The organism is Rhodopseudomonas sp. P2A-2r (assembly GCF_026015985.1).
In the GTDB taxonomy this organism is placed as follows: Bacteria; Pseudomonadota; Alphaproteobacteria; order Rhizobiales; family Xanthobacteraceae; genus Tardiphaga.
Window position 1 is genome coordinate 6273708 of record NZ_CP110389.1, and the last position, 14932, is coordinate 6288639.

The 14932-nt window shown below is 64.0% G+C and carries 10 protein-coding genes and 2 pseudogenes; 8 read left to right on the top strand and 4 right to left on the bottom strand.

Annotated elements, in window-relative coordinates; genetic code table 11:
• Window positions 1–136: 136 nt before the first annotated feature.
• Window positions 137–733, bottom strand: coding sequence for a superoxide dismutase (locus tag ONR75_RS30180; protein WP_265080492.1), 597 nt, complete (start codon window positions 731–733; stop codon window positions 137–139).
• 175 nt (window positions 734–908) lie between these two features.
• Between ONR75_RS30180 and ONR75_RS30185 the strand changes: the two genes are divergently transcribed.
• Window positions 909–1433 (top strand): GNAT family N-acetyltransferase, encoded by a 525-nt coding sequence (locus tag ONR75_RS30185; protein WP_265080493.1) that lies wholly within the window; start codon window positions 909–911, stop codon window positions 1431–1433.
• Window positions 1434–1553: 120 nt separating this feature from the next.
• Window positions 1554–1997, top strand: coding sequence for a DUF2147 domain-containing protein (locus tag ONR75_RS30190; RefSeq protein WP_265080494.1), 444 nt, complete (start codon window positions 1554–1556; stop codon window positions 1995–1997).
• Window positions 1998–2022: 25 nt separating this feature from the next.
• Here the strand turns inward: ONR75_RS30190 and ONR75_RS30195 are convergent.
• Window positions 2023–3182 (bottom strand): annotated as a pseudogene (locus ONR75_RS30195) (DUF3095 domain-containing protein).
• A gap of 258 nt (window positions 3183–3440) precedes the next feature.
• Between ONR75_RS30195 and ONR75_RS30200 the strand changes: the two are divergent.
• Genes ONR75_RS30200 through ONR75_RS30210 form a run of 3 tightly spaced genes read left to right on the top strand, consistent with a single transcriptional unit; the run spans window position 3441 to window position 8397 of the window.
• Complete coding sequence (locus tag ONR75_RS30200; RefSeq protein WP_265083850.1) at window positions 3441–4511, top strand: HlyD family secretion protein; 1071 nt, start codon at window positions 3441–3443, stop codon at window positions 4509–4511.
• The gene (gene rbbA / locus ONR75_RS30205; protein ID WP_265080495.1) at window positions 4508–7282 is read left to right on the top strand and encodes a ribosome-associated ATPase/putative transporter RbbA; all 2775 of its coding nucleotides are present in this window, start codon (window positions 4508–4510) and stop codon (window positions 7280–7282) included. Before ONR75_RS30200 ends, rbbA begins: the two co-directional genes overlap by 4 nt.
• Window positions 7283–7284: 2 nt before the next feature.
• Complete coding sequence (locus tag ONR75_RS30210; protein WP_265080496.1) at window positions 7285–8397, top strand: ABC transporter permease; 1113 nt, start codon at window positions 7285–7287, stop codon at window positions 8395–8397.
• 79 nt (window positions 8398–8476) lie between these two features.
• Here the strand turns inward: ONR75_RS30210 and ONR75_RS30215 are convergent, their stop codons facing one another.
• Window positions 8477–10063: an alkaline phosphatase D family protein gene (locus tag ONR75_RS30215; RefSeq protein ID WP_265080497.1), complete on the bottom strand. Its 1587-nt coding sequence runs from the start codon at window positions 10061–10063 to the stop codon at window positions 8477–8479.
• A gap of 319 nt (window positions 10064–10382) precedes the next feature.
• Between ONR75_RS30215 and ONR75_RS30220 the strand changes: the two are divergent.
• From ONR75_RS30220 to ONR75_RS30230, 3 genes and pseudogenes are all read left to right on the top strand, one after another.
• A pseudogene (locus ONR75_RS30220) lies at window positions 10383–12739 on the top strand (Orn/Lys/Arg decarboxylase N-terminal domain-containing protein).
• 10 nt (window positions 12740–12749) lie between these two features.
• Window positions 12750–13325, top strand: coding sequence for a GNAT family N-acetyltransferase (locus ONR75_RS30225; protein ID WP_265080498.1), 576 nt, complete (start codon window positions 12750–12752; stop codon window positions 13323–13325).
• Between the two features lie 94 nt (window positions 13326–13419).
• Window positions 13420–14223 carry an RMD1 family protein gene (locus tag ONR75_RS30230; protein ID WP_265080499.1) on the top strand — a complete coding sequence of 268 codons (804 nt, stop codon included), beginning with the start codon at window positions 13420–13422 and terminating at the stop codon, window positions 14221–14223.
• A gap of 46 nt (window positions 14224–14269) precedes the next feature.
• Here ONR75_RS30230 and ONR75_RS30235 read toward each other — a convergent pair whose 3' ends face one another.
• The gene (locus ONR75_RS30235; protein WP_265080500.1) at window positions 14270–14863 is read right to left on the bottom strand and encodes a hypothetical protein; all 594 of its coding nucleotides are present in this window, start codon (window positions 14861–14863) and stop codon (window positions 14270–14272) included.
• Between the last annotated feature and the right edge of the window lie 69 nt (window positions 14864–14932).

A 14932-nucleotide genomic window follows, 5' to 3' on the forward strand; every position in this document is an offset into this window, starting at 1 on the left:
TCTCCGCTCCCCTTGCGGGGAGGGGGCCATTGGCGCCTGCGCGTCATGGCAACATGCTGCGCTTCGTCGCACAACACCTGCAAAAACGAAAGGGCGGCAGCTTGCGCCACCGCCCTGACATTCAATGTCGTAACAATCAGGCCTTGGAGAACAGTTCGTCGACGTATTCCCAGTTCACCAGGTGATCGACGAACGCCTTCAAATAGTCGGGACGACGGTTGCGATAGTCGATGTAGTAGGAGTGCTCCCAGACGTCGACGCCGAGGATCGGCGTGGCGCCGTGCACCAGCGGGCTCTCGCCGTTGGCGGTCTTGGAGATTTCAAGCTTGCCATTCTTGACCGACAGCCAGGCCCAGCCGGAGCCGAACTGGCCGACGCCTGCGGCGGCGAAATCGGTCTTGAACTTTTCGAGACCGCCGAGATCCTCGGTGATCTTCTTCTCGAGCCGGCCGGGCAGCTTGTCGCCGCCGCCGTTCGGCTTCATCCAGTTCCAGAAATGCAGGTGATTGTAGTGCTGACCGGCATTGTTGAAGAGCGGCGCATTCTTGCCGAACGAACCCTTCACGATGTCTTCGAGGGACTTGCCCTCGAATTCGGTGCCCTTGAGCAGGTTGTTGCCGTTGGTCACGTAAGCCTGATGATGCTTATCGTGATGAAATTCCAGCGTTTCCTTCGACATATGGGGCGCGAGCGCGTCATAGGCGTAAGGAAGATTGGGAAGCGTGAACGTCATGGGTCAAGATCCGCAATAATGGGAGAGTTGGTTCAACGGGAACCCTTATAGAAGGTTCCATGGCCGAAATACAGCAGCAGACATGAGCGCGACAGTTGGCCACGATGCCGGCCGAGACAGCTTGCTCCCCGTGTGCCGCCCTGCAAGAACGCGACGCAAGCAGAGGGATCGCGCCATGAGCATCGAAATCGAGATTTTAACCGGCGGTGCCGCGCCGCCTGCGGTCGCGCAGCTGTTCGACCTCGTCTGGCCGGACGACGTGCTGCGCCAGCTGCCGTGGGGCCATATCGTTTTTGCCGATGCGGACCTGCGGGTCCTGGTCGAATCCGACGAACAACTGGTCTGCCATGTGGGGATTTTCCGCCGCGACGTGACCTGGAACGGACGCAAGCTGCGCGCGGGCGGGATCGGCGGCGTCGCGACGCATCCGGATTTTCGCGGACGCGGACTGGCCAGCGTCGCACTCAATGCTGCCGTCCAAACCCTGAAGGACGAACGCGCGACAGATTTCGCGCTGCTGTTCTGCGACCCCCACAATGAAGCCTTTTATGCCAGTCGCGGCTGGAAGCGATTCATGGGCGAGGTCTGGGCCGAACAGCCCGGCGGCCGGGTCCGATTCGACGCGATGCTTCCCATGGTCTTCTATCTCAAGCGCGCGCCGCATGAGGGCGAGATCGATCTGTGCGGACTGCCGTGGTGAATGAACGGTGCGGCGTGGCTTCGCTCTGCGTGCGGCGACAATGTGCGGAACATGACACCGATACGGCATTGCACAAATCGGATTTCTTGTTATTCAGACTGTCATGAGCGGGAGAACTTCATGACTTTCAGATTCAGGATGCTGATCGCAACGCTGGGCATGCTAGCGATGTCCAGTGTTGCGCAGGCGCAGTCTGCCGAAGATGCGACCGGTGTCTGGCTTACGGAAAAAGGAGACGCGCGGGTTCGCGTGTCCCGTTGCGGCGGCAATCTGTGCGGCGCGATCGTTTCGCTACGCGACAAGCTCGATCCGGCCACCGGGAAGCCGGCTGTCGACGACAAAAATCCCGATCCCGCTTTGCGTAACCGGTCGATGATCGGTGTTCAGCTGTTCTTCGGCATGAAGCCGGTCGGCCCCAACAAGTGGTCCGGACAGATCTACAATTCCGACGACGGCAGGATGTACGACAGCAACGTGTCGGTTACCGGACCCACAGCGCTGCGGGTCGAGGGCTGCGTCGGCGCAATCTGCGGCGGCGAGCTCTGGAGCAAATCGGCGCGCTGAAATCGCGGTTTCAAGACACCCCTGATCATGCCGTCTGAACGGCCATCGCCTTGAGCGCGGTGGCCGCCGAAGCATAGCCGCCGCGCGCGCCATCGATGAAATGTACGTGATCGCTGCGCAGGGCTGACGGCGTGAAGCAGGTCATCATCGCGGCATCCTGGCGGTGCAGCCCGTAGCGGATCGTCCCTGCTGATGCGGCGGCGATCAGGCGCCGCTCGATCGCGCCCTCAAGCTCAGGCGTGCAATCCAGAATCATCCGCAGGCCGTCATCGTATTTGCGGAAGTCGGAATTCTCGACCAGTTGCTGCATATAGGTCTTGGGCACAAAGCCACCGACGCTGATGCCGAACCGCACGGTGATGTACGCCATAAGCGTTCTACCAAGCACCCTGACGCGCCGGGCCACGCGCGGACCGCCGCGCGCTGCGCGCATCTCGAAATCGAGACCCGCCGGCGGCCAGCGCAGCGGCGGTCCGCCCGCGGGCACCGGGCGACCGGCGTCGGGACTGCGCTCCACCAGCGCGACCATGTCCTCGATCACCTTACGGAACGCGCCCGGGTCTGCGCCGGCGACAGCCACCACCAGCACCGACAGGATCAGCCCGCGCACCGCGGGATTTCCTCAAACCTGCATGACAGGCCGGACAGATCGGGGACCGCCCCCGCTGGCGCCATCGGCACGGCAAATTCACCGCGCTTCATCGCCGCCTCCGCCCAGCCGATGCCGCCGCCCGTGAACATGGCGTAGGACAGGTTCTGCGATGGCGCGTAGCGCGCCACCCGGACGTCGAAGCCCTGGGCGCGAATGGCAGACACCGGGACCAGCGCGACCCGCATCGCCAGGTCGAGATCCTCCCTGACCCAGGTCGCCGTGCTGGCAAGCGCATCGCGGGCGCAAGCGAGATCGTCGGGCCCGACCGCGAAACTGGCGCCGTCGCCGCCGAACACGAATGGAAATTCGCGCCCTTCCAGCCCGTTGGTGACCGCCGCGATCACTGCCGCCCCGGCCATGTTGACGGCCTTGTAACGCTGTTGCGCGATCGCCCTGGTGGATTCCACGATATCGGCGATGCCGATGGTCCAGTCATCGGGCAGGGCCGAATACAACGCCGGGTCCATCAGGCTGCCGAAGCCGTGAAACACCGGAATGCCGGCATAAAAATCGCCGTGGCTGGTTGCGGTCATGACAAGGGATCCATTCGGCATCGAGCTTCAGCACAGATACGGCCAGCTTGAACTGCGGGCTCAGAATACATGCCTGTTCGAAAAACAAAATGTCACGCGCTTGTGCATTGACCCACAATTTGTGGCCGGCTCTCGCGTCGCGCGAGAACCTTGAGGCAGGTCAAGGTGATCCATCAACGCGGCGCATAGGTTCGGCCATCGTCTCTCGCCTTGATTGAGGCGCGGCTTCCTTCACACCAAGCGGGAGCAAATCCGTTGCTGAAACTGGACTGGAAACGCTGGCTGCTGGCCGGCCTGCTCGTCATCGTTGCCGGCGGCGGCTACTACGCCTGGCATCGATTTGGCGGGAACCAGCTGCCGCCCGGAATTGGCAGCGGCAATGGTCGCATCGAGGCGACCGAAATCGATATTTCCACCAAAGCCGCCGGGCGAATTCGCGAGATCCTGGTCGCGGAGGGCGACTTCGTCTCGGCCGGCCAGGTGCTGGCGCGGATGGACACCGACCAGCTGGAGGCACAGCGTCGCCAGGCGAACGCACAGTTGCACCGGGCCAAGGTCAGCATCGACACCGCCAACAGCCTGGTGAAGCAAAGGGAAGCCGAACGAACCGCGGCGGTTGCCGTGCTGGCGCAGCGCGATGCCCAGCTCGACACGCTGCAAAGAAAACTCACGCGCTCCGAGCAATTGATCACCAGCAGCGCCGTGTCACAGCAGGTGCTCGACGATGACCGCGCCAATGCCCAAGGCGGCAAGGCCGCGGTGGCTGCAGCGCAGGCCCAGATCGCCGCCTCGGAGGCAGCCATCAGCGCCGCGCGGGCACAGGTGATCGACGCCGGCGCCGCAGTCGATGCGGCGCAGGCGGCCATCGACAGCATTACGGTCGAGATCAACGACAGCACGCTGAAATCGCCGCGGGACGGACGCGTGCAATACCGCGTGGCGCAGCCCGGCGAAGTGCTCGCTGCCGGGGGACGGGTGCTCAACCTGGTCGATCTCGGCGATGTTTACATGACCTTCTTCCTGCCGACGACGCAGGCCGGACAAGTCTCCCTGGGCGCCGACGTTCGCCTGGTGCTGGACGCGCTGCCGCAGGTGGTGATTCCCGCCAAGGCCACCTTCGTCGCCGACGTCGCCCAGTTCACGCCCAAGACCGTGGAGACTGAAGAAGAACGCCTCAAGCTGATGTTCCGGGTCAAGGCGCACATCCCGCCGGAACTGCTGCGCAAATATATCCAGCGGGTGAAGACCGGCCTGCCCGGCATGGCCTATGTGCGGCTCGATCCCAAAGCGGAGTGGCCGAAAAGCCTGAACGGAACGCTGGCGCAATGAACGAGTCGACCGCACAGGGAGCACCAGCGCCGGCGGTGCGCCTCGACGCGGTGGGACTCAGCTACGGCAAGATCCTGGCGCTCGATTCCATCACCCTGGACCTCCCCGCCGGCTGCATGGTCGGCTTGATCGGTCCGGACGGTGTCGGCAAATCCAGCCTGCTGTCGCTGATCGCCGGCGCGCGCGCGATCCAGAGCGGCCATATCGAAACGCTGGGCGCCGACATGGCCGATGCCCGCCTGCGCATGCAGACCTGCCCTCGCATCGCCTATATGCCGCAGGGACTCGGCAAGAACCTCTATCCGACGTTGTCGGTGTTCGAGAACATCGACTTCTTCGGCCGGCTGTTCGGGCATGGCAAACGTGAGCGCGAACGCCGGATCCGCGAGTTGCTGCACAGCACGGGGCTGGCTCCGTTCGCCGAACGGCCGGCGGGCAAGCTGTCCGGCGGCATGAAGCAGAAGCTCGGCCTGTGCTGCGCGCTGATCCACGATCCCGACCTGCTGATCCTCGACGAGCCCACCACCGGCGTCGATCCGCTGTCACGCCGTCAGTTCTGGGAGCTGATCGACGGCATTCGCGCCGCACGGCCGGGCATGAGTGTCATTGTCGCCACCGCCTATATGGAAGAGGCCGCCGGCTTCGATCATCTGGTGGCCATGAATGCCGGCCGCGCGCTGGCGACCGGCGCGCCTGCCGAGTTGCTGCGGCAGACCGGTGCCACAACGCTCGACGCCGCGTTCATCGCCCTGCTCCCTGAAGAAGATCGCCGCGACTACAAGGAAGTGGTGATCCCGCCGCGACCCGCGGCCCTGGACGGCGACGTCGCCATCGAGGCCGAGCATCTCACCATGCGCTTCCACGACTTCACCGCCGTCGACGATGTCAGCTTTCGCATTGGACGCGGCGAGATCTTCGGCTTTCTCGGCTCCAACGGCTGCGGCAAGACCACCACCATGAAGATGCTGACCGGGCTGCTGCCGGCCACCGGAGGCATCGCAAAACTGTTCGGTAATCTCATCGATTCCACCGACATGGAGGTGCGGCGCCGCGTCGGCTACATGTCACAGGCATTCTCGCTGTATTCCGAACTGACGGTGCGGCAGAATCTCGAGCTGCACGCGCGCCTGTTCCGGATGGATCCCGCCGCGATTCCCGCACGGATCGCGGAGATGGTGCAGCGGTTCGATCTGGCAGCCGTGCTGGACTCCCTGCCCGATCCGCTGCCGCTCGGCGTGCGCCAGCGGCTGTCGCTGGCGGTGGCGATGATCCATTCGCCGGACATCCTCATCCTCGACGAACCGACCTCCGGCGTCGATCCGGTGGCGCGAGACGGCTTCTGGCAGATCCTGTCCCACCTGTCGCGCAACGACAACGTCACGATCTTCATCTCCACCCACTTCATGAACGAGGCGGAGCGCTGCGATCGCATCTCGCTGATGCATGCGGGCAAGGTGCTGGTCAGCGACACGCCGGCGGCGATCAAGAAGGTTCGCGTCACGGCGACACTTGAGCAGGCGTTCATTGCCTATCTGCAGGATGCCATGGGACGAGCGGATGCTGCGCCAGCGGAGACCGGCGCATCCACGGCCGACTCGGCGGTTCAGCAACCCTTGGCCCCCGCGCACAGCGGCAGCAAGCGATGGTTCGATCTGCGCCGCATGCTGGCCTACACCAGGCGCGAGACGCTAGAACTGCGCCGCGATCCGATCCGCGCCACGCTCGCCATGATTGGCAGCGTCCTCCTGATGTTCGTCATCGGCTACGGCCTGAATCTCGACCTCGAGAACCTCACTTTCGCCGCGCTCGACCGCGACGACTCCACCATCAGCCGGGACTACATCCTGCAGATCGCCGGCTCCCGCTATTTCAGGGAGGCCGCGGCCATCACCGACTATGCCGATCTCGACCGCCGCATGCGCACCGGCGAGTTGAGCCTGGCGATCGAAATCCCGCCCGGCTTCGGACGCGACGTGGCGCGTGGCAAGAATGTCGAGATCGGCGCCTGGATCGACGGCGCCATGCCGGTGCGCGCGGAAACCGCGCGCGGCTATGTGCAGGCCATGCATCTCTCCTGGCTGACCCAGAAGGCCCGCGAACTCTACGGCAACGCCGCAACCGCCGGGAGTTTCCAGATCGCGCTGCGCTACCGCTACAATCCCGACATCAAGAGCCTGGTGGCGATGGCGCCGGCCGTGATTCCGCTTCTGTTGCTGATGATCCCGGCGATGCTCGCGGTGCTCAGCGTGGTCCGCGAGAAGGAGCTCGGATCGATCATCAATTTCTACGTCACCCCGGTCACGCGGCTCGAATTCCTGGTAGGCAAGCAGATTCCCTATGTCGCACTGGCGATGTTGAACTTCCTGCTGCTGACGGCCTTCGCGATGTTCGCCTTTCAGGTACCGTTCACCGGCAGTTTCCCCACCTTCGCCGCCGGCGCGTTCCTCTATGTCATCGTCACCACTGGCATGGGACTGGTGATCTCGACCTTCATGAGCAGCCAGATCGCGGCGATCTTCGGCACCGCGCTGCTGACCCTGATCCCCGCCATCCAGTATTCCGGCCTGATCGATCCGGTGTCGTCGCTGCAGGGCGCCGGCGCCGTCATCGGGCGAATCTACCCGACCACCTATTTCGTCAACATCACCCGCGGCACGTTTTCAAAGGGCCTTGGCATTTCCGAGCTGGCCGGTTCGTTCTGGCCGCTACTGATCACCATCCCGATCCTGCTGGCTCTCGGCGCGGCGCTCCTCAGGAAGCAGGCGGACTGAGCATGCGGCTGGCCAACATCCTCGAACTCGGCGTCAAGGAACTGCGCGGGCTGGCCCGCGATTCGATGTTGCTGTTTCTGATCGGCTACGCCTTCACATTCTCGATCTACACCGCCTCGAAGGCGCTGCCGGAAACCCTCAACCAGGCGGCCATCGCCATCGTCGACGAGGACCAGTCGCCGGTGTCATCGCGCATCATCACAGCATTCACTCCGCCGTATTTTTCGAGTCCCAGCCTGATCAGCCAGCGGCAGATGGACAGCCGCATGGACGCTGGCATCGACACCTTTGCGCTCGACATCCCGCCGAACTTCCAGCGCGACCTGCTGGCCGGCAAGTCGCCGACCATCCAGCTCAACATCGACGCCACCCGCATGACCCAGGCGTTCTCCGGCGGCGGCTATATCCAGTCGATCGTTACCAGCGAGGTCACGGAGTTTCTCAAGCACTACCGGGCTCCGACCACGGTGGCCGTCGACCTGGCGTTGCGGGTGCGTTTCAACGCCCAGCTCAACAAAGGCTGGTTCGGCGCCGTCAGCGAGGTCATCACCGCGATCACCATGTTGTCGATCATCCTGACCGGCGCCGCCCTGATCCGCGAACGCGAGCACGGCACCCTCGAACACCTGCTGGTGATGCCGGTGACGCCGTTCGAGATCATGGCGAGCAAGATCTGGTCGATGGGCCTGGTCGTCCTGCTGGCGTCCAGCGCCTCGCTGCTGTTCGTCGTGCAGGGCTTTCTCGCCGTCCCGATCCAGGGATCGATGCTGCTGTTTCTGCTCGGCGCAACGCTGCAGCTGTTCGCCACCACCTGCATGGGCATCTTCCTGGCGACCATGGCCGGCACGATGCCGCAGTTCGGCCTGCTGCTGATGCTGATCCTGCTGCCGCTGCAGGCGCTGTCCGGCGCCATGACGCCGCGCGAGAGCATGCCGGAGGTCATCCAGTACATCATGCTCGCGGCGCCCAATACGCACTTCGTGATCATGGCACAGGCGATCCTGTTCCGCGGCGCAGGCCTCGACGTGGTGTGGCCACAGCTCGCCGCGCTGTTCGGCATCGGCGGCATCCTGTTCTTCTTTTCGCTGCGGCGGTTCAGGCAATTTCTGCAATGAGGATCGGGCGCGTGGCGACACGCCCATTGCGCGAAACAGATAGCCGCCCCAAGCGACGGCTATGCGGATTCACTCCGCTCTAGAAGTGCTGCGACAGCACCGGGCCAGTCCTGGCGTCCGGCTTCGGCGGAATCTGCACCGACCACAGCGCGCGGCCATCGACGTCTTTCAGCGTGACTGTCATCGCTTCGGTGCCGCCGTCGATGCTGACATGGCCGAAGAACTGCAGCCCGAAGCAGGGCGCCAGGTTCTCGCCCTGGGTCGCGCTGCAGCCCTTTTCGTATCTCACTTCGGGCCCGAACGTATTGTCGAGCTCGCCGGGAGCCCAGGTTCCGGCGTGCAGCGGCCCGGAGACGAATTCCCAGAACGGCGCGAAGTCCTGGAAGACCGCGCGGTTCGGATCGTAGTAATGCGCGGCGGTGTAGTGCATGTCCGCGGTCAGCCAGACGGTGTTCACGACACCGGCGTGTTTGATGAACGACAGGAGATCCGCGATCTCGTGCTCGCGCCGTGACGGCGGCCCGTCGCCGAGCGCGATGGCGTCGAGGCTGATCAGCCCGATCGGCAGGTCCGCGGTGATCACTTTCCACGTTGCATTCGACGCCGCCAGTTCGCGCTTCAGCCACGCCAGTTGCACCGGACCGAGGATGAAGGCCGGATCCCGCTCGTCGCCCTTGTTCCAGGTGGAGTCGCGATAGGAGCGCATGTCGAGCAGAAACACGTCGAGCAGCGGGCCGTATTCGACCTTGCGATAGACCCGACCGCCCTGCTCCGGCTGCCCTCGCATCGGGATGAATTCGTGGAAGGCCTGACGCGCGCGTGACACCAGTCGCGAGACGCCGTGCTCGTCGTAGCCGCTCTCGTCGACCGATCCGATCGGCGACCAGTCGTTGGTGACCTCGTGGTCGTCCCATTGCGCGAGGATCGGAATCTGCGCGTTGAAGGCACGCAGGTTGTCGTCGAGCAGGTTGTATTTGTAGTTGCCGCGGAACTGCGCGAGGCTATGGGCCACGACGGATTTTTCCTCCGTCACAATATTCCGCCAGATGCCGCCGTCCGGCAGCTTCAGTTCGGCCTCGATCGGGCAATCCGCATAGATGTGATCGCCGGAATGGATGAAGAAGTCCGGCCGGTTGTCCAGCATGGTGCGGTAGCTGCGCAGGCCGCCGCGGGCGGGATCGATGCCCCAGCCCTGCCCCACCGTATCGCCCGACCACACGAACGAGATCGACCGCATCACGGCAGGCGCGGTCCTGAAATGCCCGACCTGCGTTTCGCCGGCGAAACGACCGTCCGCGATGTCGTCGAATCGCACGCGATAGAAAATGTCCTGGCCGGGCGGCAACCCGTCGAGCAGCAGCTTGGCGGTGAAATCGCTCTCGGGCAGTGCATCGACCCGGCGCGAGCCGAGGATATTGTGGAAGCTCTCGGTGGTGGCGTAGTCGACCTGCATGCACGCGGCGCGGTCGGCGCGCGCCCAGACCACGGCCTTGTCGCTCGAGACGTCGCCGGACTGCAGGCCGCAACTGATGTTGGGGCGGTCCGCCGCGCGGCTGAGAAACGGCGCGGCGATGCAGCCGATCCCGGCCAGCGCGGCCGATGAGGCCGAACGCGACAGGAACTGGCGTCGTGTCGGCCTTGCATAGCTGGATATCGTTGCGACCATGGCACCCCGTCGAATCGCGGCGGAGCATGCCCATGGTAGTTGACCGGCAGCCGAAGGATTTGCGACAGGCCGGTGACCTGACGGCAGCGCCAAAACGCCGGCCGGCTCCAGCAGGGCCGGACGGCCCCCTTGAGCTTGCCCCGCTGCCACGCCATCGCGGAGACATGTTCGGCTTGCATACAGCCTGAGGCTGCCATAATGCGGCGCCGACAGTTCCCAAACATCTTTTCCGGCGGATAGAGGCCTGCGGGCTGGCTTAGTCACCTATTCGTCATGTAACCCAGCGAGACAGATCGCCTCGGACACATTCGGTGGACACATGGACTATTTCAAACGCTTCAATTTCCTGTTCGCGATGCCGACCTTCGACGCGGACGATCTCGAGGGCGTCCGCCTGAACCAGATCGTCGACGAGATCGAGCGATCCGGCTTCGAGGTGGTCAAAGCCCGCAAGCTGGAGGACGCCGCCATCGCGGTGCAGACCGACGCCGCGATCGGGTGCATGGTGGTCGATTGGGGCAAGAAGGGCCTGGAAGGCAAGACGGCGGCGCTGATCAACCTGATGCGGCGACGCGGCCTCGACTTCCCCATCATCCTGCTGATTCGCCGCAAGCGGTTCGAGGACGTGCCGGTCGAGGTGCTCGACTTCATCGACGGCTATATCTTCCTGTCGGAGGAGACGCCGCCGTTCATCGCCAAGAACCTCATCAGCCGCATGAAGCAGTATGCCGAGACGCTGAAGACGCCGTTCTTCGGCGCGCTGGTCGACTATGCCGAGGAAGGCAACCAGCTATGGACCTGCCCCGGCCACAACGGCGGCGTGTTCTACAGCCGCAGCCCGATCGGACGGGTGTTCATGGAGCATCTCGGCGAAGCCGTGTTCCGCGACGACCTCGACAACTCGGTGCTCGATCTCGGCGACCTCCTGACCCATGAAGGCCCCGCGCTGCAGGCGCAGAAAGAGGCCGCAAAAATCTTCGGCGCGGAAAAGACCTATTTCGTGCTCAACGGGACCTCGACCTCCAACAAGGTGGCCCTGTCCGCCCTGGTGACCGACGGCGATCTGGTGCTGTTCGATCGCAACAACCACAAGGCCGCCCTGCATGGCGCGCTGATGATCTGCGGCGGCGTGCCGATCTATGTGCCCACCGTGCGCAATCCCTGGGGGCTGATCGGCCCGATGAACTGGGAGGCCTTTGAAGAGGAGGCCCTGCGCGAGCGCATCCGCGTCAATCCGCTGGTGACCGACAAGGATGCCTGGAAACGTCCGCGCCCGTTCCGCGTGGCGGTGATCGAACAATGCACGTATGACGGCACCATCTACAGCGCCGAGATGATCATCAAGCGCATCGGCCATCTCTGCGATTACATCCTGTTCGACGAGGCCTGGGCGGGCTTCATGAAGTTCCACCCGCTCTATGCCGGCCGCTTCGCCATGGGCCTCGGCGATCTCGGCCCGGACTCGCCGGGCATCATCGCCACCCAGTCGACCCACAAGCAGCTCGCGAGCTTTTCGCAGGCGTCGCAGATCCACATGAAGGACCGCCACATCCGCGGTCAGAAGCGCCGGGTGGAGCATCGCCGCTTCAACGAGAGCTTCATGCAGCACGCCTCGACGTCTCCCTTTATCCGCTGTTCGCCTCGCTCGACGTCGGCGCGCAGATGATGAAGGGCCGCTCGGGCGAAGTGCTGTGGGACGACACGATCCGTCTGGGCATCGAACTGCGCAAGAAGATCCGCGCCGTCCGCCGCGAGTTCGAGGAGAAGGAGGCGCGCCCCGAGCGGCGCTGGTTCTTCGAACCCTTCGTGCCCGAGCGCGTCGCTATACCCGACGCGGCCCACGAAGGCGGCGTGCATGATGTGCCGTGGGAGAGCGTCAGCACCGACCAGCTGGCGACCAACCCGTCCTATTGGCAACTGGCGCCGGATGCCGCCTGGCACGGCTTCCCGGGCATGGCGGCCGGCTTCGCTATGACCGATCCGAACAAGCTGACGCTGCTGACCCCAGGTTTCGATCGCGCCACCGGCGGTTACGCCGAACACGGCATCCCCGCGCCGGTGGTGGCGCAGTTCTTGCGCGAAAACCGTATCGTCCCGGAAAAGAACGACCTCAACTCGCTGCTGTTCCTGCTGACGCCGGGCGTCGAGGCCAGCAAGGCCGGCACGCTGATATCGGGCCTTGTCGCCTTCAAGAAACTGCACGACGACAACGCGCTGCTGGAAGAGGCCATCCCCGAATTCGCGCGGCGCCGGCCGGCGCGCTACGCCGGCGTCCGGCTGCGCGACCTGTGCGGGGAGATGCACAGCTTCTTCCGCAATGCCGATGTCAGCGTGCTGCAGGCCAGGCAATTCGCCTCCGAGCATCTGCCGGAAATCGCGATGTCGCCGCATGACGCTGCGCGCGTGCTGGTGCGTAACGATGTCGACTACCTGCCGATCGACGAGATCACCGGCCGCATCGCGACCACGCCTTTCGTGGTCTACCCGCCGGGCATCGCGACGATCGTGCCGGGCGAGCGCCTCAGCGCGCGGGCGCAGCCGATGATCGACTATCTCAAGATGTTCGAGACGTCGTTCAATACGTTCCCCGGCTTCGACGTGGAAATCCAGGGCATTTACCGCAAGGTAGAGGCGAACGGCCGCATCCGTCTTTACACTTACGTCGCCAGCGAATAGCGAAGCGCGTATGGACACCACAATACCCAGCGAAAACAGTCCCCCGATTGTCGTGCGGCCGTCCCGCGACACGGATGTCGAGGCCATGCTGGCGATCTACCGTCGCCATATCCGCCAAGGCATCGACGAAGGCGTGAGCGACGGCGAGACGCCGCAGCCCGACGACCTGCGCGACCGCCGCAAGAACCTGAAGAGCCGCCGCTTCCCGCATCTGGTGGCGACGCGGGGCGGCGAAGTCGTCGGCTATGCCTATGTGGTGCTGTTCCGCAAGCGACCGGCCTATCGCTTCACCGTCAAGCACTCGATCTATATCCATGACGAGCATGTCGGCCACGGCATCGGGCAACGCCTGATGCGGGAGCTGATCGACGTCTGCGCCGCGGCGGGCTTCCGGCAGATGATCGGTTACATCGATGCCGACAACACCGCCTCGCTCGGGCTGCACGACAAGTTCGGCTTCGCCAGGGTAGGATTGCTGCCGGGCATTGCCTATCGACACGGCCGCTGGGCCGATACGATCATGGTCCAGCGCTCGCTTGCCACCGGCTCCACGACACCTCCGCCCGTGCCGCTGTTCGGACGGTGACCTGCGCAGTGGGCCCGGCACGATCTCCGGCGGTCGAATCTGAAATGCCGTATCCCCGGTATTTGCGATAGACTTTGATGACAGGCTCCCTGGCATGATCGATTCAGAACTCACAGGCCGCATCTCGGTTCACGCCCTCCACCTTGGCGACCGGATCAACACGTCGGGCTACGAGGGCGATATCATTTCAGCGAATCCCCTTGCCGTTCGTGCCGGGGCGCGCGGCGCGGCGATTCTCTTCCGCTATGGCGTTGCGGTTCTGGTGGGCCTGACCGCCGCAGAAGAGGCTGCCTTTCTCGATTCCGTCGCTGGCCGGATCCTGGGCCGGATCGGACAGGCAGAGGAAGAAAGCACGACCGTCGAGATCGCCGGCGGCGCAGACGACCAGATCGCCGCAGGCGGCCCGATCAAACTTGGCGACATGTCGTCGCCGCGAATCCTGATCGTCGCAGACGTGCTGGCCAAGAGCGTTGCGCTGGCCAGCGACGAGCGCGAGGTGACCAAGGTCTTCGGCATTATCGAACCCTTTGCCGCCGAACTGGCCACCCGCGGACGAACCCGCCGCAATCGAACCGAGATCCTGAAACTGATCGGCAACGCCTTGCTGGTGCAGCACCGGGTATCCGGTCGCGTTGCGGTGGCGGAGAAGCCCGACGCGTTGTGGGATCGCCCCGATCTGGAGCGGCTCTATGCCCGGCTGGAAGACGAGTACGAGTTGAAGGAGCGGGTCGAAACGCTCGATCGAAAGGTCGCGGTCATTGCCGAGACGGCAGAGACATTGGCTGATATCATCGACACCCGACGCTCGCTTCGACTGGAACTCATCGTCGTGATCCTCATCGCGATCGAAATCGCCACAAGCTTCTACCAGATTTTCCTTGGCAAGGGCGCGCATTAGGCCAGCGCAGCAAACCGATCAACGGCCGGACGATGACGCCCCTGGGTCATGGCAGGTTCGGCTTTCCGCCGTCGATCTTCATGCCGTCGATCTTGGCGCGGAAGGCTTCGGCGTCGCCGAAATCGGCAAAGCCCTGGTAATACGGGTGGGGACCGAGCACGCGGCGGGCATGCTTGATCGGACACCAGTACACCTCGGTACGCGCGGCCACCTCGCGTGCAAAGGCAAGGACGCCGTTGCCATAGGAGCAATAGGCGCAATTGATTTTTTCGAGGATGTTGAGATAGGCCAGATGGTGGCGGTCGAACACCAGGTAATCGCGGCGCCGCACCTTCGATATCTTGTAGACCGGAAAGCAGATCGCCTGGTAGGCCATCACGAACAGGTCCAGCACCACGAACGGGATGATCAGCGAATAGATCACCGGCGCGGTCAGCACCACCAAGGGGTTGGCATTGCGGATGTAGCGCGCCAGGTTGACCTTGATGGCGCGCTGAACCGCCAGCACATCGTCAGCGAACACGATCTTGCTGTTCTCGATCCGGTAGCGCAGCGCCTCCCGGCGCTTGGTCAGCTCGACCTCGATCTCGGCCTCGACGGCCCGCAATTTTTCCATCAGCACGTCGATTTGTGGTGGCATCGGAATTCCTTGGCTCGGAGCTGGCCGCAAGGGCTCACGGAACCGGGTCGGATGCAAGCGACCTCGCAC

What these genes read in the sequence shown, in the direction of transcription:
- ONR75_RS30180 (WP_265080492.1), bottom strand. Translation starts at nt 733, where the DNA reads ATGACGTTCACGCTTCCCAATCTTCCTTACGCCTATGACGCGCTCGCG.
- ONR75_RS30210 (WP_265080496.1), top strand. Translation starts at nt 7,285, where the DNA reads ATGCGGCTGGCCAACATCCTCGAACTCGGCGTCAAGGAACTGCGCGGG.
- ONR75_RS30190 (WP_265080494.1), top strand. Translation starts at nt 1,554, where the DNA reads ATGACTTTCAGATTCAGGATGCTGATCGCAACGCTGGGCATGCTAGCG.
- rbbA (WP_265080495.1), top strand. Translation starts at nt 4,508, where the DNA reads ATGAACGAGTCGACCGCACAGGGAGCACCAGCGCCGGCGGTGCGCCTC.
- ONR75_RS30235 (WP_265080500.1), bottom strand. Translation starts at nt 14,863, where the DNA reads ATGCCACCACAAATCGACGTGCTGATGGAAAAATTGCGGGCCGTCGAG.
- ONR75_RS30225 (WP_265080498.1), top strand. Translation starts at nt 12,750, where the DNA reads ATGGACACCACAATACCCAGCGAAAACAGTCCCCCGATTGTCGTGCGG.
- ONR75_RS30230 (WP_265080499.1), top strand. Translation starts at nt 13,420, where the DNA reads ATGATCGATTCAGAACTCACAGGCCGCATCTCGGTTCACGCCCTCCAC.
- ONR75_RS30185 (WP_265080493.1), top strand. Translation starts at nt 909, where the DNA reads ATGAGCATCGAAATCGAGATTTTAACCGGCGGTGCCGCGCCGCCTGCG.
- ONR75_RS30215 (WP_265080497.1), bottom strand. Translation starts at nt 10,063, where the DNA reads ATGGTCGCAACGATATCCAGCTATGCAAGGCCGACACGACGCCAGTTC.